This is a genomic window from Streptomyces sp. NPDC002784 (assembly GCF_053592135.1).
In genome coordinates this window covers 714,508-731,334 of the sequence record NZ_JBSFVD010000001.1, presented here as the reverse complement: position 1 = coordinate 731,334, position 16,827 = coordinate 714,508, and the positions used below count along the sequence as shown (strand labels likewise).

Genomic DNA, 16,827 nt, shown 5'->3' with positions numbered 1-16,827 from the left:
CCAACTTTTACTGGGTGCTTCACATGCGGCACTCTGAGCGGCAGTTGACCGTTACCTAATCGTCGAACCTCAAGACCGTCACCCTTGACGCAGTAGCGCGGGGGTCGCAGGAGGCACCGTGCTCACCGCGTTCGCCCGGGCGTTCAAGACGCCCGACCTGCGCAAGAAGCTGCTCTTCACGCTCGGCATCATCGTGATCTACCGGATCGGTACGCATGTACCGATCCCCGGTGTCGATTACACGTCCGTCCAGCAGTGCGTGGACGAGGCGTCCGGCAACCAGGGCCTGTTCGGTCTGGTCAACATGTTCAGTGGCGGCGCGCTGCTGCAGATCACGGTCTTCGCGCTGGGCATCATGCCGTACATCACGGCGAGCATCATTCTGCAGCTGCTGACCGTGGTGATCCCGCGACTGGAGGCCCTGAAGAAGGAGGGCCAGGCCGGTACGGCGAAGATCACGCAGTACACCCGTTACCTGACGGTGGCGCTCGCCGTCCTCCAGGGCACCGGCCTCGTCGCCACCGCCCGCAGCGGCGCCCTCTTCTCCGGCTGCACGGTCGCCGGCCAGATCGTCCCGGACCGCTCGGTCTTCGTGACCGTCACCATGGTCATCACGATGACCGCCGGTACGGCCATGGTCATGTGGCTCGGTGAGCTGATCACCGACCGCGGCATCGGCAACGGCATGTCGATCCTGATGTTCATCTCGATCGCCGCCACCTTCCCGTCCGCGCTGTGGGCCATCAAGACCCAGGGCAGCCTGGCCGACGGCTGGATCGAGTTCGGCACCGTCATGATCGTCGGGTTCGTCATGGTCGGCCTCGTCGTCTTCGTCGAGCAGGCCCAGCGGCGGGTCCCGGTGCAGTATGCGAAGCGCATGATCGGGCGCCGTTCCTACGGTGGTACGTCCACGTACATCCCGCTGAAGGTGAACCAGGCGGGTGTGATTCCCGTCATCTTCGCCTCGTCGCTGCTCTACATCCCGGCACTGATCGCGCAGTTCTCGAGCGGTACTTCGGGCTGGAAATCCTGGATCGAAGCGAATCTCGTCACAGGCGACCATCCGATTTACATCACTGTGTACTTCTTGCTCATCGTTTTCTTTGCGTTCTTCTATGTGGCGATCTCCTTCAACCCCGAGGAAGTCGCCGACAACATGAAGAAGTATGGTGGCTTCATCCCGGGCATCCGGGCTGGCCGACCGACCGCTGAGTACCTGAGCTACGTGCTCAACCGGATCACTTGGCCGGGTTCGCTGTATCTGGGTCTGATCGCTCTCGTCCCGACGATTGCGTTGGCCGGTTTCGGCGCCAACCAGAACTTCCCGTTCGGTGGCACCAGCATCCTGATCATCGTGGGTGTCGGTCTCGAGACCGTGAAGCAGATCGAGAGCCAGCTCCAGCAGCGCAATTACGAAGGGTTCCTCCGCTGATGCGAATCGTCCTCGTCGGGCCGCCGGGCGCCGGTAAGGGAACGCAAGCCACGCGCCTTGCCGAGAAGCTGAACATCCCGCACATCTCCACGGGCGACCTGTTCCGCGCCAACATCAGCCGGCAGACGGAGCTCGGGAAGCTCGCGAAGTCCTACATGGACGCGGGCAATCTCGTGCCGGACGAGGTCACGATCGCGATGGCGAAGGACCGCATGGAGCAGCCGGACGCCGAGGGCGGGTTCCTGCTGGACGGTTTTCCGCGGAATGTGTCCCAGGCCGAGGCGCTGGACGAGCTGCTGACCACCGAGGGCATCACGCTGGACGCGGTGCTGGACCTGGAGGCCCCCGAGGAGGAGGTCGTCAAGCGGATCGCCGGCCGGCGCATCTGCCGCAACGACTCCGCGCACGTCTTCCATGTCTCGTACAAGAAGCCGGCCAAGGAAGGCGTCTGTGACGTCTGCGGCGGCGAGCTGTACCAGCGGGACGACGACTCCGAGGCGACCGTCCGGACGCGGCTGGAGGTCTACCACACGCAGACCGAGCCGATCATCGACTACTACAAGGCGCAGGGTCTGGTCGTGACGATCGAGGCCATGGGTCAGGTGGACGAGGTCACGGGCCGGGCGCTGGCCGCGCTGAAGCGCGAGGGCGCCTCGCAGTAGGTATTTGTACGGTGCGACAGCCGCGGTTCCCTTGTCAGGGGGCCGCGGCTGCTGCGTGGGCGGTCCCGCTCCGGCGGCACGGCCGCGCGTGGCCGCCCGTATGGTTGAGGTAGTCCCCTTCGCCGGTTCCAGAAAGGCCCCCGCCGCCATGGTGCAGATCAAGACCCCCGAGCAGATCGCCAAGATGCGTGAGGCGGGACTGGTCGTCGCGGCCATTCATGCGGCGACCCGGGAGGCCGCGGTGCCCGGGGCCAGCACCAAGGATCTGGACGAGGTCGCGCGCAAGGTGCTCGCCGAGCACGGGGCCAAGTCGAACTTCCTCGGCTACGGCGGGTTCCCGGCGACCATCTGCACCTCCGTGAACGAGGTCGTCGTCCACGGCATCCCGTCCGACGAGGTCGTCCTCAAGGACGGGGACGTCATCTCCATCGACTGCGGCGCGATCGTGGACGGCTGGCACGGAGACGCCGCGTACACGGCGTTCGTGGGGTCCGGTCACGCCCCGGAGCTGATCGAGCTCTCCCGGGTGACCGAGGAGTCGATGTGGGCCGGGATCGCGGCGATGAAGCCGGGCAACCGGCTCGTCGACATCTCCCGGGCCATCGAGACCTACATCCGCCGCCAGCCCAAGGTCGGCGGCGGCCGCTACGGCATCATCGAGGACTACGGCGGCCACGGCATCGGCACCGAGATGCACATGGATCCGCACCTGCTGAACTACGTCGAGCGCCGGCGCGGCAAGGGCCCGAAGCTGGTGCCGGGCTTCTGCCTGGCCATCGAGCCGATGGTCTCCCTCGGCACCCCGAAGACCGAGGTCCTCGAGGACGACTGGACGGTCATTACGACCGACGGCACCTGGTCCTCGCACTGGGAGCATTCCGTCGCGCTGACGGAGCAGGGGCCGCTGGTCCTGACGGCTCCGGACGGCGGCAAGGCGAAGCTGGCGGAGTACGGCATCACTGCGGCTCCGGATCCGCTGGCCTGAGCGGCCGGGGGGCTTGGCGTGCGGTTTCCTGTGCTCCTGGGTTTGCGTGCTTAAGGATCTGTGTGGCAGGGCAGACTTGGTCGATTCGTGTTTCCGGGTGCGCTGTCGTAGACTGACTCGTCGGCTCTTGTGTACCCGCATGTCTGCATGCGCTCGCACGGAGTCGATCAAGGTAGTCGATTCGAAGGGCGAAGCGTGGCCAAGAAGCAAGGTGCCATCGAGATCGAGGGCACTGTCGTCGAGTCTCTTCCGAACGCCATGTTCAAGGTCGAGCTCCAGAACGGCCACCAGGTCCTGGCACACATCAGCGGCAAGATGCGCATGCACTACATCCGCATCCTCCCTGACGACCGGGTCGTGGTGGAGCTGTCTCCGTACGACCTGACGCGTGGCCGGATCGTCTACCGCTACAAGTAGATCTTGCCCGCGCTCCGTTTCGGCGGGGTGATGGCACTGACCCGGAGAACCTCAATCCCATGAAGGTCAAGCCGAGCGTCAAGAAGATCTGCGACAAGTGCAGGGTGATCCGCCGTCACGGTCGGGTCATGGTCATCTGCGACAACCCGCGCCACAAGCAGCGCCAGGGCTGACGCACGACCTTTCCCTCTGCACTTCTTTCGCAGAGACTTCGCGCGACGCAAGCTGAATTTGTTCATACGCAGAACCCAGGCGAGTGATCGTCTGACACCCCCGGTTCGGAGGCCGGGGACCCAGTTCGTACCTGGTACGGCGGCTGGGAATCGGTTCTGCGGAAGACCTCCGAAGATCACCAGGAGCCATTGAATGGCACGCGTTTCCGGTGTTGACATCCCGCGCGACAAGCGCGTGGAGGTTGCCCTCACCTACGTGTTCGGCATCGGTCGGACCCTCTCCCAGGCGACGCTGGCTGCGACCGGCGTCGACCCGAACACCCGCGTTCGCGACCTCTCCGAGGAGCAGCTCGTCGCGATTCGTGAGTACGTCGACAACAACATCAAGACCGAGGGTGACCTCCGCCGCGAGGTCCAGGCCGACATCCGCCGCAAGGTCGAGATCGGCTGCTACCAGGGTCTGCGGCACCGCCGTGGCCTGCCCGTCCGCGGTCAGCGCACCAGCACCAACGCCCGCACCCGCAAGGGCCCGCGTCGCGCCATCGCCGGCAAGAAGAAGCCGGGCAAGAAGTAGTCCTCAGCGGACTTCGCAGTCCAGCGGTCTTCGCTGTAGGACCGACCACCTCCCGTAGGAGTACAGATGCCCCCCAAGGGTCGTCAGGGCGCTGCCAAGAAGGTGCGCCGCAAGGAAAAGAAGAACGTCGCTCACGGCCACGCGCACATCAAGAGCACGTTCAACAACACCATCGTCTCGATCACGGACCCGTCGGGCAACGTGATCTCCTGGGCCTCCGCCGGCCACGTCGGCTTCAAGGGCTCCCGGAAGTCCACGCCGTTCGCCGCGCAGATGGCCGCCGAGTCGGCTGCCCGCCGCGCCCAGGAGCACGGCATGCGCAAGGTCGACGTGTTCGTCAAGGGCCCGGGTTCCGGTCGTGAGACCGCCATCCGTTCGCTCCAGGCGACCGGTCTCGAGGTCGGCTCCATCCAGGACGTCACCCCGACCCCGCACAACGGCTGCCGTCCGCCGAAGCGCCGCCGCGTCTGACGCGTCGCGCCGCTTCGCGCGGGCTGGGTCTTCGGGCGGTACGGCTCCTTCGAGTCGTATCGCCCGTACCCTTGTCACATATCAGGGCGTCAAATAGCGGGCGCCCCTGACAGAAGGATCTGATCCACACATGCTGATCGCTCAGCGTCCCTCGTTGACCGAAGAGGTCGTCGACGAATTCCGCTCCCGGTTCGTGATCGAGCCGCTGGAGCCGGGCTTCGGTTACACCCTCGGCAACTCCCTGCGCCGTACCCTCCTGTCCTCCATCCCCGGCGCGGCTGTCACCAGCATCCGCATCGACGGCGTGCTGCACGAGTTCACCACCGTGCCGGGCGTCAAGGAGGACGTCACCGACCTGATCCTCAACATCAAGCAGCTGGTCGTCTCCTCGGAGCACGACGAGCCGGTCGTGATGTACCTGCGCAAGCAGGGCCCGGGTCTGGTCACCGCCGCCGACATCGCGCCCCCGGCCGGTGTCGAGGTGCACAACCCCGACCTGGTCCTCGCCACGCTCAACGGCAAGGGCAAGCTGGAGATGGAGCTGACGGTCGAGCGCGGCCGCGGTTACGTCTCCGCCGTGCAGAACAAGCAGGTGGGCCAGGAGATCGGCCGTATCCCGGTCGACTCCATCTACTCGCCGGTGCTCAAGGTCACGTACAAGGTCGAGGCGACCCGTGTCGAGCAGCGCACCGACTTCGACAAGCTGATCGTCGACGTCGAGACCAAGCAGGCGATGCGTCCGCGTGACGCCATGGCCTCCGCCGGTAAGACCCTGGTCGAGCTGTTCGGTCTCGCCCGCGAGCTGAACATCGACGCCGAGGGCATCGACATGGGCCCGTCCCCCACGGACGCCGCCCTCGCCGCCGATCTGGCGCTGCCGATCGAGGAGCTGGAGCTCACGGTCCGCTCCTACAACTGCCTCAAGCGTGAGGGCATCCACTCCGTGGGTGAGCTCGTGGCGCGCTCCGAGGCCGACCTGCTGGACATCCGCAACTTCGGTGCGAAGTCCATCGACGAGGTCAAGGCGAAGCTGGCCGGCATGGGCCTGGCCCTCAAGGACAGCCCGCCCGGATTCGACCCCACGGCCGCTGCCGACGCCTTCGGCGCCGACGACGACGCGGACGCGGGTTTCGTGGAGACCGAGCAGTACTGATCGGTCGTTGCCGGTGAGCATCCGCTCACCGGGTTCCTGACCCCGGTACCTGATACGGCCGGGGCAGACACACAGGAGAAAGAAATGCCGAAGCCCACCAAGGGTGCCCGTCTGGGCGGCAGTGCCGCGCACGAGAAGCTGCTCCTCGCGAACCTGGCGAAGAGCCTCTTCGAGCACGGTCGCATCACCACCACCGAGGCGAAGGCCCGTCGGCTGCGCCCGTACGCCGAGCGTCTGGTCACCAAGGCGAAGAAGGGTGACCTTCACAACCGCCGTCAGGTGCTCCAGGTGATCACGGACAAGAGCATCGTCCACACGCTCTTCACCGAGATCGGCCCGCGCTACGAGAACCGCCCGGGTGGCTACACCCGTATCACCAAGATCGGTAACCGCCGTGGCGACAACGCGCCCATGGCTGTCATCGAGCTGGTGGAGGCGCTGACCGTGGCGCAGGAGGCGGCCGGCGAGGCGGAGGCCGCGACGAAGCGGGCCGCCAAGGACGCGGAGACGCCGGCTGCGGAGGAGACGAAGGTCGACGTGACCAAGGCCGATGAGGCCGAGGAGACGTCTGCCGAGGAGTCGAAGGACGCGTAAGCGTTCTGCCGGGGACTGTTCGTCGGCGGGTGCGGCTTCGTAGTGGCTTGTCGCGCCCACGCGGCGGAGCCGCACATCGATACAGTCCCGCGCCCCTGAGGGCGTTGCGGGTCCGTTCCTTTCGAGGGGCGGGCCCGCTTTTGTGTTGCTGAGAGGATCTCTGGGTGAGTGACGACGTACAGCCCGGGTTCGTGCGGGTGCGGCTCGACCTGTCGTACGACGGGACCGGGTTCTCCGGGTGGGCCAAGCAGGCCGGGGGGCGGCGGACCGTGCAGGGGGAGGTCGAGGCCGCGTTGCGGACCGTGACGCGGTCGAAGGAGACGTACGACCTGACCGTGGCCGGCCGGACGGACGCCGGGGTGCATGCGCGGGGGCAGGTGGCGCATGTGGATCTGCCCGCCGCGTTGTGGGAGGAGCACCGGGAGAAGCTGGTCAAGCGGCTCGCGGGGCGGCTGCCCAAGGATGTGCGGGTGTGGGCGCTGAGCGAGGCTCCGGACGGGTTCAACGCGCGGTTCGCGGCGCTGTGGCGGCGGTACGTCTACCGGGTCGCCGACCGGCCGGGCGGGGTGGATCCGCTGCTGCGCAGTCATGTGCTGTGGCACGACTGGGACTTGGACGTGGCGGTGATGGACACCGCCGCCAAGTCCCTCGTCGGGGAGCACGACTTCGCCGCCTACGCGAAGAAGCGTGAGGGGGCCTCGACCGTCCGGGAGATCTTCGACTTCGAGGTGCGGCGGACCGCCGACGGGGTCGTCGAGATCGAGGTCCGGGCCGACGCCTTCTGCCACAACCAAGTGCGGTCCATGGTGGGGGCGTTGCTGTTCGTCGGCGACGGGCACCGCGGGGTGGAGTGGCCGCGGAAGGTGCTCGACGCGCGGCTGCGGGACAGTGCCGTGCATGTCGTACGGCCGCACGGGCTGACCCTGGAAGAGGTCGCCTACCCGGCCGCCGATCAGCTTGCCGAGCGGCAGCGGCAGGCTCGGCGGGTGCGGGGGCAGGTGCACTGAAAGGGGGCCCCGCAATCTCGCGGCGCCCCCTTTCGGCGGGCGTCAGTCCTGCGTGCGGGGGCGCTTGCGCAGCCGCGTCGCGGCCCAGCCGAGACCGACCAGGGCCGCGGCCGCCCCGGCCAGGGTGCCGATGCCCGCGGCGCCGGTCAGGGCGAGGCTGCCCGAGTCGCCCTGGGTGCCGGTGCCTCCGGTGCCGCCAGTGTCTCCGGTGCTGCCGGTGCTGCCGGTGCCGCCGGTCGTGGTGTCGGACGTGCCGGACGGGCTCGGGGACGGGGAGGCGGTCGCGTCCTCCTCGGTCACCTCGACGGTGAAGCGGATCCCGGCGTCGCCGGCCCTCGCGAAGACGTTGTACGTGCCCGGCTCCTGGCCCGCGACCAGCTCGGTGGCGGTGGCCTCGCCGTCGGCGTCGGTGGTGACGCTCACGGACTGCTCGCCCTCGAACGCCGGGGCCTCGTCGGTGTTGCTCTCGACGCTGAACTCCACCTCCGTGTCGGCCGCCGGCGCGCCGTTCTTGGTCACCTTGACGGCCAGCGGCTCCGCGAAGGCCTCACCGGGAGCCGCCTGCTGGTCGTCGCCGCCCGTGATCTCGACGGCGTGGCTCCGTTCCGCGACATGGGCGGTGAACGTCGTGGAGGCGTCACCGGAGGTCGCGCGGACCGTGAAGTGGCCCTCCTTCTCGTCGGTGATCACGCGGGGGGACTGGGCGCGTCCCTGGGCGTCCGTGTACACCTCGGCCGGGGAGGTGTCCTCCCAGCGCACCCCGAGGCCGTTCGGGTCCTCCAGGGTGTAGGTCACCTTCTGCTCGGGCAGCGGCTCGCCGTCCTTGTCGCGGGCCACGACGACCATCGGGTCGGAGACATCGAACGGATCGACGGTCTGGTCGTCACCGGACTCCCGGGTCAGCCCGGACACCACGGGGATGCCCTTGGAGTCCTTCCACTGCAGGACCACGCGGCCGTCGCCGCCACGGGAGTTGGCGCCGCCCTCGCCGATACCGGCCAGGTCCGGCGTGTTGTCCTCGAGCGGGTTGTGCACCCAGAACGGGTCGTCCTTCGCCGCCGGATCGGACGTGTTGCTGCTCAGCAGGCGTACGTCGGAGGTGCGTTCGGCGTCGACGTAGCTGGAACCGCCACCGCCGCTGCCCGCGTCGTCCGCGGCGTCCCGGGTGCCGCCGCCACCGCCGCCCGCGTGACCCGCGCCGCCGCCACCCGCTTTGGCGCCGCCGTCGCCGCCCGCACCGCCCTGGGTGTGGTCGGCGCCGGGCTTGCCGCCCTCGACTCCGGCCGCGCCGCCCTGGCCGCCCTTCGCGCCCTTGCCGCCGAAGTCGTCGCTGGCGTCGCCGCCGTCGGGGGCGCCGCCGCTTCCGCCGCGGCCCATGTCATGGCTGCCGAACCCGCCGCCCCCGCCGCCGGCGGCGATGAACAGCGCGGTGCCGTCCGCGGCGCGGACCGCGGTGCTCGCGCCACCGCCACCGTCCCAGTTGCCCGCGCCGGCCCTGCCGCCGAGCGCGTCGCCGTAGAGCTTGCCGCCGATGCGCACGCCGCCGACCTTGACGGTCAGGTGCTCACCGGGGGTGACGTCCAGCGTGCCCCCCACATACGCGGCGTTGCCCCCGCTGGCGAACGGATTGCCGTCGCCGCCCATGCCCCAGCCGCGGAAGTCCAGCTCCTCGACCCCGGCCGGGACCTGGAAGTCCACGGCCGCGCCGGAGTGGTCGAAGATCTTGCAGTGGGTGAAGCCCTCGGTCGGCTTGCACGGTGCGGTTCCGGCCGCGGCGGCCGGGAAGGCCCCGCCGGCTCCCAGTCCCGCCACGAGCAGTGCGGCCGCGGCGGTGAAGCGCAGGCCGACTGAACCCCTGTTCATGAACCCTCCGGTGTCATACGTACCAGCCCCCCCCGGGGGCCTGCGAAGTGTGGTGGTGAGGCGGCGAGATTCCCCTGTCTCGTCCAGGCCCTTGAAAAATGAAGGTAGGACCGAAAGCATCAACCTCACGTGTTCTACTGTGAGTTTACTGTCACACTGGTCTCATTGAACACATGAATAAGTGAACGCTTTTGACGAACGAGGGCATTTTGAGAAGAGGTAAAAGGGGCTCCGCTCCGATGGGGCGGCGTTCCGCGCTGCGGGCCATGGGGTTCGGGGGCCTGGTCACGGTGGGCGGAATAGGCGCGCTGGCCACCGCGGACGCGGCTCCGGCCGAGGGCCTCGGGGTGCCGCCGTACGCGCCGACCGGAGTGCGGCCACGCTATCGCCGGGCGACCTGGAGCCAGCAGTTCCAGTCGGGGCACGGCTGGACGGCGGGGGGCGCCGGGACCGCCTCGTCGAACCCGGCCGACACCGCCGTCTTCACCCGGGGGACGTCCTCGGTCCGGGTGACCACCGCGGGCACCGGGGTGCAGTCGTACGTCCGCAAGACCGGCATGACCGCCATGGACCTCAGCGGCAAGATGATCCGGCTGATCTTCCGGGTCACGGACGCCGCCCACCTCAGCCGGATCGTCTTCTACCTGGGCAGCTCCGGGCTGAAGAACGCCTTCAGCTGGCGGGTGCACAACCACTCCGGCACCGGGGCCAACTACGTGCAGTCCGGGGAGTGGGTGACCGTTCACCTGCAGTGGGCGGACGTGGCCGCCGCGTCCGGCACGTACACGCTCTCCGCGGCGGGCGAGCCGTCGGTGCGGACGGGCTTCACCGACATGTCCTTCGCGGTCTACGACGACGCGGCGGCGCCGGTGACGTACCACCTCCAGGCGGTCGAGCTGGTGCCCGACACCGAGTCCGTCTTCCCCAAGGGCGTGGTGTCCGTCACCTTCGACGACTCGCACAAGTCGGTGCACGATCTGGCCCGTCCGGTCATGGACCCGTACGGCATGCCGGGCACGCTGTACAACATCGCCGATGTGATCGGCACCGGCTCCTTCGTGACCCTCGGCCAGATGCGCTCGCTCCAGGACTCCTCCGGCTGGGAGATGGCCGGGCACTCCTACGCCAACGCCACGCACACGGCGAGTTACCCCAAGCTCACCGCCCAGCAGGTCGACGCGGATTTCGCAAAGCTGCGGGAATGGCTCGTCGGCAACGGATTCACCAGCGAGCACTTCGCCTATCCGCACGGCGCATTTCAGAAGACCACCGACGGGGTGCCCGTCGATCTGCTCGCCGCCCGCCACTTCACCACCGCGCGCTCGATCATTTCCGAGACCATCGAGAGCTTTGCGCCGGCCATGCCCTACCGGCTCAAGGCGCTGACCGGAATCACCGACGGAACGGGAATCGGCGGCACCGCGCTGAGCAAGGTGGTCGGCGCGGGCGGAGCGCTGGACCGCTGTGCCAACAGCGGCAGTTGGCTGATCCTGTGCCTGCACAAGATCGTGGCCGGTACGCCGGCGGCGAGCACCGAGATCAGCCAGGCCGGTCTCCGCACGCTGATGGCGGAGATCGACAAGCGCGAGATCGAGGTGCTCACCGTCCAGGAGGCGATGGCGTACTACGCCTGACGGCTAGCGGCGGTCGTTGAACCAGCCGTCGTCCTGGTGCTCCGGGGCGTACGGCTGGTTCTCCGGGGGCCACTGCTGCTGTTGCTGCGGCGGCTGTTGCTGTTGCTGGTACGGGCCCTGCGGCTGCTGCGGGATGTGCGGGACGTACGGCTGCTGGCCCTGGTGACCCTGCTGGTCCTGCCACTGGTCGTACCCCTGCGGGTGCTGCTGCTGGTGGTGCTGCGGCTGCTGCTGGTACGGACCCTGCGGCCGGCCGCCGTACGGCTGCGGCTGCTGCTGGTACTGCGGCTGTTGCTGCTGGTACTGCTGTTGCTGCTGGTACTGCGGTGTGACGTAGCCCTGCTCGGGGATCGGCTGCGGCTGTGTCACGCCGTTCCACGCCACCTGCTGCTGGGGCGCGTTGCGGCCCATGTCGTGCAGCTCGCCCTGGGTGTGGCCGGTGTAGGCGTGGGCCATGCCGTTGGGGTTGCGCGGGGAGGCGTGCGGGGCCGTACGGGCGAGGGCGATGCCCTCCAGGCGCATCATCTCGATCGTGGAGGAGACCTGCTGGGACGAGTACTCGTCCTCTTCCTCGTAGACCGCGGAGACGTCCTGCTCGTGGTCGCCGGCGACGGAGACCTCGACGCCGCCCTGACGGGTGCCCCAGCTGCCCTTGTGCAGGGTGAGCAGGGCGTAGAAGCGCAGCGGGGTCAGCAGGAGCAGCTGGATGACGCCGTACAGCGGGGCCAGCAGGAACATGCCGAAGCGTTTGATGAAGCCCATGCCGCGGCGGGGGAAGTCCAGGTACCGGACGTTGCGCAGGTACCCCATGAGGACCATGAAGACCAGGTAGTCGCCGATGTGGTTGACGAACCGCTCCGGCTGCATGATCGGCAGGATGACCATGGAGTAGAACATCGCCGAGCCGAAGACCAGCCACAGCGCCAGTTCCATGCAGGTCAGCCAAAAGGCGGGCCGGAACTTCTTCTGGTTCTTGAAGGCCCACAGGGACTCGCGGAAGAAGGACTTGTTCCAGCGGACCTGCTGGCGCAGGAAGTGCGGCAGCTTCTCGGGGACGGCGGTGTAGCCGACGGCCGTCTCCTGGAAGACGACCTGGCCCTCCATCAGGCAGTAGTTCGTCATGCGCCGGTCGTCGCCGAAGACGGCCGGCTTGCCGAGGAACTGCTGGTTGAGGAAGTCCGGCAGGTACTTGCGCACCAGCGTGCCGCGGTACACCGAGAGTGCGCCGCAGCAGCAGAGCACCGACTTCAGCCGGGAGTACGCGGCCCGCTCGAACAGGAACGAGTTGCCGTACCGGAGGTCCTGCAGGCGCGTGAAGATGTTGCTGTCGTGGTTGAGCGCGAGGACCATGCCCGTGGAGGCCATGATCTTCGGGTCGGCCATGGGCAGCAGCAGCTCACGGACGGTGTCCCGGGACAGGATCGTGTCCGAGTCCACGCACAGGAACAGGTCGGTGTACGGCGCCGCCTCGAAGCCGAGGGCGAGGGCCTCGCGCTTGCCCTTGTTCTCGGGCTGCACGCTGACCGTGTACTTCACGCCCTGCGCCTCGAACTCGCGGCGCATCTTCTTCGCCGCCTTGATGCCGGAGTTGTCGGCGCTGGCGTCGTCGATGATGTGGATCTCGTTGGGGAGCCGGCTCTGCGCGAGAAGGCTGCGCATGCCCTGCTCGAACATCACCGGGTCCTCGTTGTAGATCGGGATGACCGCGGTGACCCAGGAGTTGTCCAGCAGCATCAGCTCCTCGCGGTCCGCCTTGGCGGGCCGGTAGAAGAGCGCCCCGAACATTTTCAGGGCGAGCAGCCCGAGCGCGCCGAACGAGTAGTAGTGGAGCGAGTCCGGGTCGAGCTTGGTGACGATGACGGCGGCGATGGCGAGGAAGAAGAAGTACGAGACCTTCAGATGCCGTCGGCGCTTGTGACGGCGGCGGCCGTCGGTGTCGACGGCCCCCGGTATGTAGGCGTCGGTCACAGCTTGACCACCTGGGGATGGTCGGCCGACCTGCCGCGCGTGTCGAAGAGCAGGCGGCACCGGTCGGCCAGCGCGTCCAGGTCGAGCTCGCTGTGCTGCTGGAGAAGGATGGTCAGGTCGGCGTCGGCCGCACCGGCGAGGTAGTCCTCGACCCGGGGCACCGAGGCGCCCTCGACGGTCCAGTCCTCGACGCGGGGGTCGTAGTAGGCGAGGTCGGCGCCGCGCTCGAGCAGCAGCTCGGCCACGTCCACCGCGGGGCTCTCCCGCTGGTCGGAGATGTCCGGCTTGTAGGTGACGCCGAGCAGGAGGACGCGCGAGCCGCGGATCGGCTTGCCCTGCTGGTTCAGCAGGTCGGCCGCGCGGGCGACGACATGGGCGGGCATCCGCTGGTTGATCTCCTGGGCCAGTTCCACGAATCGGAACGGTATACCGAGCGAACGCACCTTGTAAGAAAGGTAGTTCGGGTCGATCGGGATGCAGTGGCCGCCGACGCCGGGGCCCGGGTAGAAGGGCGCGAAGCCGAAGGGCTTGCTGGAGGCGCAGCGGATGGAGTCCCAGAGATCGACACCGATCTCACGGCAGAACATCGCCATCTCGTTGACGAGCGCGATGTTCACGTGCCGGTAGGTGTTCTCCAGCAGCTTGGCCATCTCGGCTTCACGCGTGCCCTTGGCCTCCACCACGCTGCCCACGAAGCGCTCGTACAGCGCGCGGGCCGCCTTGGTGCAGTCCGGGGTGGTGCCGCCGACGACCTTGGGCGTGTTCTCCAGGCCGTAGGTCGGGTTCCCCGGGTCGATGCGCTCGGGGGAGAAGGCGAGGTAGAAGTCGACGCCCGCCGTCAGGCCGCCGGCCTCCAGGCGCGGGCGGACGACCTCGTCGGTGGTGCCCGGGTACGTCGTGGACTCCAGGACGACCAGGGTGCCCGGCTTGAGGTGGGCCGCGATGTCCGCGACGGCGGAGTCCACCGCGCCGAGGTTGGGCGCGCCGTGCTCGGTCAGCGGGGTCGGCACGCAGATGACGACGGCGGCCGCGTCCGCGATGACCTCGGGCGAGGAGACCGCGTGGAAACCCTGGTCGAGCATGGCGCGTACATCGGCGTCGCTGATGTCGTCGACGTGCGAGGAACCCGAGTTCAGCCCCTGCACCACTGGCTGGCTGCGGTCCAGGCCCACGACCTTGAGGCCGGAAGCGCTTGCTGCCCGGGCAAGGGGCAGCCCGACGTAGCCGAGCCCGATGATCACGAGATCGACAGTGGTGTTTCGGTTCACGGCAATACTTCCCACCCCGGCGCCACCCAGGCCCCCCGGCCCGAGCGCACAGTCATCCATCGAATACAGGAGCGAGAAGGCTAACAGCGACCACACATGTGTTCACAGCTCGCACACCGTCTTTATTGTCACTAGAGACGCGTACAACCCTTACGCATGGTCATGAGTCGCCTCGTTCGGCGTCGGATTCCGCTTCGAACCGACCCCTGGTGCCGGGCCCGGCGACGGGTACCCTCTTGCCGATTCCATCCGCCGGGCGCACGCCCCGCGCCCCCTGAAGGAGACCTACGTGGCGTCCCGTCGTCAACCCCGCCGGCGTAGTGGCACAGCCCGCGCTTTCAAGGTCCTGCTCGTGGTGGCCGTCCTGGCCGGCGGTGTGCTGGCCGCCAAGCCGCTGTGGAACCACTTCAACCCGGAGGACCCCGAGCTCACGGTCCGCTACCGCACCGAGACCTCCGCCGAGGCCGACGCGGTCCGCCCGTGGCTTGAGGTGTTCAACACCTCCGAGCAGCCGGTCCCGCTGAGCGAGGTAGCCCTGCGGTACTACTTCGCGGCCGACGACGACGCCTCCTACGGCTTCAACTGCGTGGAAGCGGCCGTCGGTTGCGCGAATCTGACCGGTGCCGTGGTCGCCATGGACGCGCCGCACGAGGGCGCCGACCACTACCTGGAGCTGGGGTTCACCGAGAAGGCGGGGGTGCTGAAGCCCGGCGCCAACAGCAAGGGCCTGGAGATCCAGCTCTACCGGACCGACCACAAGCCGGTCGACCAGGACGGTGACTGGTCCTACGACGCCTCCAAGAAGACCTACCAGGAGTCCGACCGGATCCCCGCCTACAAGCGCGGCGCCCTGGTGTGGGGCGAGGAGCCCGGCGGCGGGGACGGGAAGACCTCGGCGCAGCCGGTGTCCCGGACCGAGCCCGAACTGCCCGAGGGCGGCTTCTTCGACGACTTCAACTACCGGGGGCCGAAGGACACCGCGCTGTTCAAGCACGGCTGGCTGGTGCGCACCAGCGAGGGCGGCCCCGGCATCGAGAGCACCTGGACCGCGAAGGGCGTCTCGTTCCCGGGCGACGACGAGGCGCTCGGCGGGCAGGTCCTCAACCTGCGCGCCGCCACCGACGGCACGGAGGCCGGCACCGAGCAGGCGGCCCTCGGCACCAAGGAGGCCAAGTTCCGCACCGGCACCTACGCGGCCCGGATCCACTTCACCGACAAGCCGACGACCGGTGAGAACGGCGACCACATCAACCAGACGTTCTTCACCATCGGCGGCTCGGGCAGCAAGTACGCCGAACTCGACAACGAGTACATGCCGAACGGCGGCTGGGGCGCGCCCGGACCGAAGCTGGACACCACCACCTGGCGCAACGCCGACGAGGGCGACCGCGTCACCAACAAGACCGAGCGGAGCATCGCCGGCTGGCACACCATGGTGATCACGGTCGACAAGAAGTCCGTCACCTACAGCATCGACGGCGAGACCCTCTACCGCAGCGGCGCGGACTACGCCCCCCGCGCGGACATGGCGATCCACTTCAACACCTGGTTCGTGGACCTGCCGTTCGCCGGCGACCGCGCCTGGGACATGAAGGTGGACTGGGTCTACCACCAGGCCGGCGAGAAGCTCACCGCGAAGGAGGCCGAGCAGGCCGCCAAGGAGTTCCAGGGCAACGGCGTCGGCTGGTTCGACACCCTGCCGGCCTCCTGAGCGGCTAGCCCGCCTGCGCCGCCGCCGATGCCTGGGCCTCGCCCCGGCGGCGGATCTGGTTGAAGGTGAACGTCTGGAGGTCGTCGTCGGCCGAGAACACCTCGGTGTCCTTGGTCGTGACGTCCTTGCCGCTGGTGAAGCCGGTGACCGTGAAGTAGGCGTAGCGGCCGTTGGCATTGCGCGTGGTGCGGCAGACCGCGCCGCTGCAGAAAGGCTTCACGCCCTTGCCGGCCAGCGCCTGCACGATGCTCTTGTCGTCCGTCTGGCTCTTGGCCTTGGTGGCCTGGGCCGCGGTGTCGAAGACGGCCACACCGACCGTGACCGCGACGCCGTCGTGGACGTAGGTGACGCGCATCAGACGGGTGCAGTCGTTGGCGTCGAGGATCTTCGGCAGGGTCTTCAGGGCGGCCGAGGAGCAGTCCGCGGTGTCGGCCGTCGCGCCCTTCTGGTAGACGGTCTCGCCCACGGTCAGCCGGGTGCCCGGGAAGAGGGTCTCGGGGCTGAGCGGGGCGGTGTCCTTCTTCGCGCTGGCGATGAAGTCGTTCGGATCCAGCGGGGGCGGCGCGCTCGTCGGCTCGAAGGACGGCGCCGGGCCCGTGGACCCGCTCGGTATGTCCGCGGTCGCGGGAAGCTGCGCGCTCGGCTTGCCGGACGCCTCGTCGCCGCCGTTCGCCGACACCACGGCCACCGCGACCGCCGCGGCCACGCCGACCGTGGCCAGCGCGCCACCGCCGATCAGCAGCAGCCGGCGCCGCTTGTTACGGGACTCGGACGCCTCGGCGAGCGCGGCCCAGTCCGGGGTCTGGCTGTCGCCGCCGCTGTTCCACGGCTGCTGGGAATGCGGTTTCCAGGGGTCCCACTGGGACTGGGGTCCCCCCTGCTGCCCGAAGCTCATGCGCCGCATCTTAGACGGGG

16 protein-coding genes are annotated in these 16,827 nt (G+C 68.5%); 12 read left to right on the top strand and 4 right to left on the bottom strand.

Annotation, left to right across the window (positions count from 1 at the left end):
• Positions 1-118 precede the first annotated feature (118 nt).
• The 10 genes from secY (at position 119) to truA (ending at position 7,468) form a co-directional block, all read left to right on the top strand.
• A complete protein-coding gene (gene secY / locus ACWD1Z_RS03290; protein WP_451115097.1) occupies positions 119-1,432 on the top strand; it encodes a preprotein translocase subunit SecY in 1,314 nt (437 codons plus the stop codon).
• Positions 1,432-2,094, top strand: a complete 663-nt coding sequence (locus ACWD1Z_RS03285; RefSeq protein ID WP_389415424.1) for an adenylate kinase — start codon at positions 1,432-1,434, stop codon at positions 2,092-2,094. The genes secY and ACWD1Z_RS03285 overlap by 1 nt, the downstream gene beginning before the upstream one ends.
• Positions 2,095-2,242: 148 nt before the next feature.
• The gene (gene map, locus ACWD1Z_RS03280) at positions 2,243-3,079 is read left to right on the top strand and encodes a type I methionyl aminopeptidase (RefSeq protein WP_451115096.1); all 837 of its coding nucleotides are present in this window, start codon (positions 2,243-2,245) and stop codon (positions 3,077-3,079) included.
• Positions 3,080-3,274: 195 nt separating this feature from the next.
• Complete coding sequence (gene infA, locus ACWD1Z_RS03275) at positions 3,275-3,496, top strand: translation initiation factor IF-1 (RefSeq protein ID WP_003948620.1); 222 nt, start codon at positions 3,275-3,277, stop codon at positions 3,494-3,496.
• A 59-nt stretch (positions 3,497-3,555) separates the two neighbouring features.
• Complete coding sequence (gene rpmJ / locus ACWD1Z_RS03270; RefSeq protein WP_003974245.1) at positions 3,556-3,669, top strand: 50S ribosomal protein L36; 114 nt, start codon at positions 3,556-3,558, stop codon at positions 3,667-3,669.
• A 193-nt stretch (positions 3,670-3,862) separates the two neighbouring features.
• Complete coding sequence (gene rpsM, locus ACWD1Z_RS03265) at positions 3,863-4,243, top strand: 30S ribosomal protein S13 (protein WP_250070983.1); 381 nt, start codon at positions 3,863-3,865, stop codon at positions 4,241-4,243.
• A gap of 66 nt (positions 4,244-4,309) precedes the next feature.
• Positions 4,310-4,714 (top strand): 30S ribosomal protein S11, encoded by a 405-nt coding sequence (rpsK, locus tag ACWD1Z_RS03260; protein ID WP_003956432.1) that lies wholly within the window; start codon positions 4,310-4,312, stop codon positions 4,712-4,714.
• Between the two features lie 130 nt (positions 4,715-4,844).
• Positions 4,845-5,867, top strand: a complete 1,023-nt coding sequence (locus tag ACWD1Z_RS03255; RefSeq protein WP_003966937.1) for a DNA-directed RNA polymerase subunit alpha — start codon at positions 4,845-4,847, stop codon at positions 5,865-5,867.
• Between the two features lie 84 nt (positions 5,868-5,951).
• Positions 5,952-6,461 (top strand): 50S ribosomal protein L17, encoded by a 510-nt coding sequence (gene rplQ / locus ACWD1Z_RS03250; RefSeq protein WP_451115094.1) that lies wholly within the window; start codon positions 5,952-5,954, stop codon positions 6,459-6,461.
• Positions 6,462-6,625: 164 nt separating this feature from the next.
• Complete coding sequence (gene truA / locus ACWD1Z_RS03245; RefSeq protein WP_451115092.1) at positions 6,626-7,468, top strand: tRNA pseudouridine(38-40) synthase TruA; 843 nt, start codon at positions 6,626-6,628, stop codon at positions 7,466-7,468.
• A 42-nt stretch (positions 7,469-7,510) separates the two neighbouring features.
• On the opposite strand, the gene ACWD1Z_RS03240 is transcribed toward truA, so the two are convergent.
• Positions 7,511-9,331: a hypothetical protein gene (locus ACWD1Z_RS03240; protein ID WP_451115090.1), complete on the bottom strand. Its 1,821-nt coding sequence runs from the start codon at positions 9,329-9,331 to the stop codon at positions 7,511-7,513.
• Between the two features lie 239 nt (positions 9,332-9,570).
• Here ACWD1Z_RS03240 and ACWD1Z_RS03235 point away from each other — a divergent pair, with 239 nt between their 5' ends.
• Complete coding sequence (locus ACWD1Z_RS03235) at positions 9,571-10,965, top strand: polysaccharide deacetylase family protein (protein ID WP_451115088.1); 1,395 nt, start codon at positions 9,571-9,573, stop codon at positions 10,963-10,965.
• A 3-nt stretch (positions 10,966-10,968) separates the two neighbouring features.
• On the opposite strand, the gene ACWD1Z_RS03230 is transcribed toward ACWD1Z_RS03235, so the two are convergent.
• Together ACWD1Z_RS03230 and ACWD1Z_RS03225 are read right to left on the bottom strand one after the other, a co-directional pair.
• Entirely contained in the window at positions 10,969-12,933 is a 1,965-nt protein-coding gene (locus ACWD1Z_RS03230; protein WP_451115087.1) for a glycosyltransferase, read from the bottom strand.
• Positions 12,930-14,201 (bottom strand): nucleotide sugar dehydrogenase, encoded by a 1,272-nt coding sequence (locus ACWD1Z_RS03225; protein ID WP_451115085.1) that lies wholly within the window; start codon positions 14,199-14,201, stop codon positions 12,930-12,932. The genes ACWD1Z_RS03230 and ACWD1Z_RS03225 overlap by 4 nt, the downstream gene beginning before the upstream one ends.
• Positions 14,202-14,553: 352 nt before the next feature.
• Here ACWD1Z_RS03225 and ACWD1Z_RS03220 point away from each other — a divergent pair, with 352 nt between their 5' ends.
• A complete protein-coding gene (locus ACWD1Z_RS03220; RefSeq protein WP_451115083.1) occupies positions 14,554-15,912 on the top strand; it encodes a cellulose binding domain-containing protein in 1,359 nt (452 codons plus the stop codon).
• 4 nt (positions 15,913-15,916) lie between these two features.
• On the opposite strand, the gene ACWD1Z_RS03215 is transcribed toward ACWD1Z_RS03220, so the two are convergent.
• The gene (locus ACWD1Z_RS03215; protein WP_451115081.1) at positions 15,917-16,807 is read right to left on the bottom strand and encodes a hypothetical protein; all 891 of its coding nucleotides are present in this window, start codon (positions 16,805-16,807) and stop codon (positions 15,917-15,919) included.
• Positions 16,808-16,827 lie beyond the last annotated feature (20 nt).

What these genes read in the sequence shown, in the direction of transcription:
- ACWD1Z_RS03285 (WP_389415424.1), top strand. Translation starts at nt 1,432, where the DNA reads ATGCGAATCGTCCTCGTCGGGCCGCCGGGCGCCGGTAAGGGAACGCAA.
- map (WP_451115096.1), top strand. Translation starts at nt 2,243, where the DNA reads ATGGTGCAGATCAAGACCCCCGAGCAGATCGCCAAGATGCGTGAGGCG.
- rpmJ (WP_003974245.1), top strand. Translation starts at nt 3,556, where the DNA reads ATGAAGGTCAAGCCGAGCGTCAAGAAGATCTGCGACAAGTGCAGGGTG.
- rpsM (WP_250070983.1), top strand. Translation starts at nt 3,863, where the DNA reads ATGGCACGCGTTTCCGGTGTTGACATCCCGCGCGACAAGCGCGTGGAG.
- rpsK (WP_003956432.1), top strand. Translation starts at nt 4,310, where the DNA reads ATGCCCCCCAAGGGTCGTCAGGGCGCTGCCAAGAAGGTGCGCCGCAAG.
- ACWD1Z_RS03255 (WP_003966937.1), top strand. Translation starts at nt 4,845, where the DNA reads ATGCTGATCGCTCAGCGTCCCTCGTTGACCGAAGAGGTCGTCGACGAA.
- rplQ (WP_451115094.1), top strand. Translation starts at nt 5,952, where the DNA reads ATGCCGAAGCCCACCAAGGGTGCCCGTCTGGGCGGCAGTGCCGCGCAC.
- ACWD1Z_RS03240 (WP_451115090.1), bottom strand. Translation starts at nt 9,331, where the DNA reads ATGAACAGGGGTTCAGTCGGCCTGCGCTTCACCGCCGCGGCCGCACTG.
- ACWD1Z_RS03235 (WP_451115088.1), top strand. Translation starts at nt 9,571, where the DNA reads ATGGGGCGGCGTTCCGCGCTGCGGGCCATGGGGTTCGGGGGCCTGGTC.
- ACWD1Z_RS03215 (WP_451115081.1), bottom strand. Translation starts at nt 16,807, where the DNA reads ATGAGCTTCGGGCAGCAGGGGGGACCCCAGTCCCAGTGGGACCCCTGG.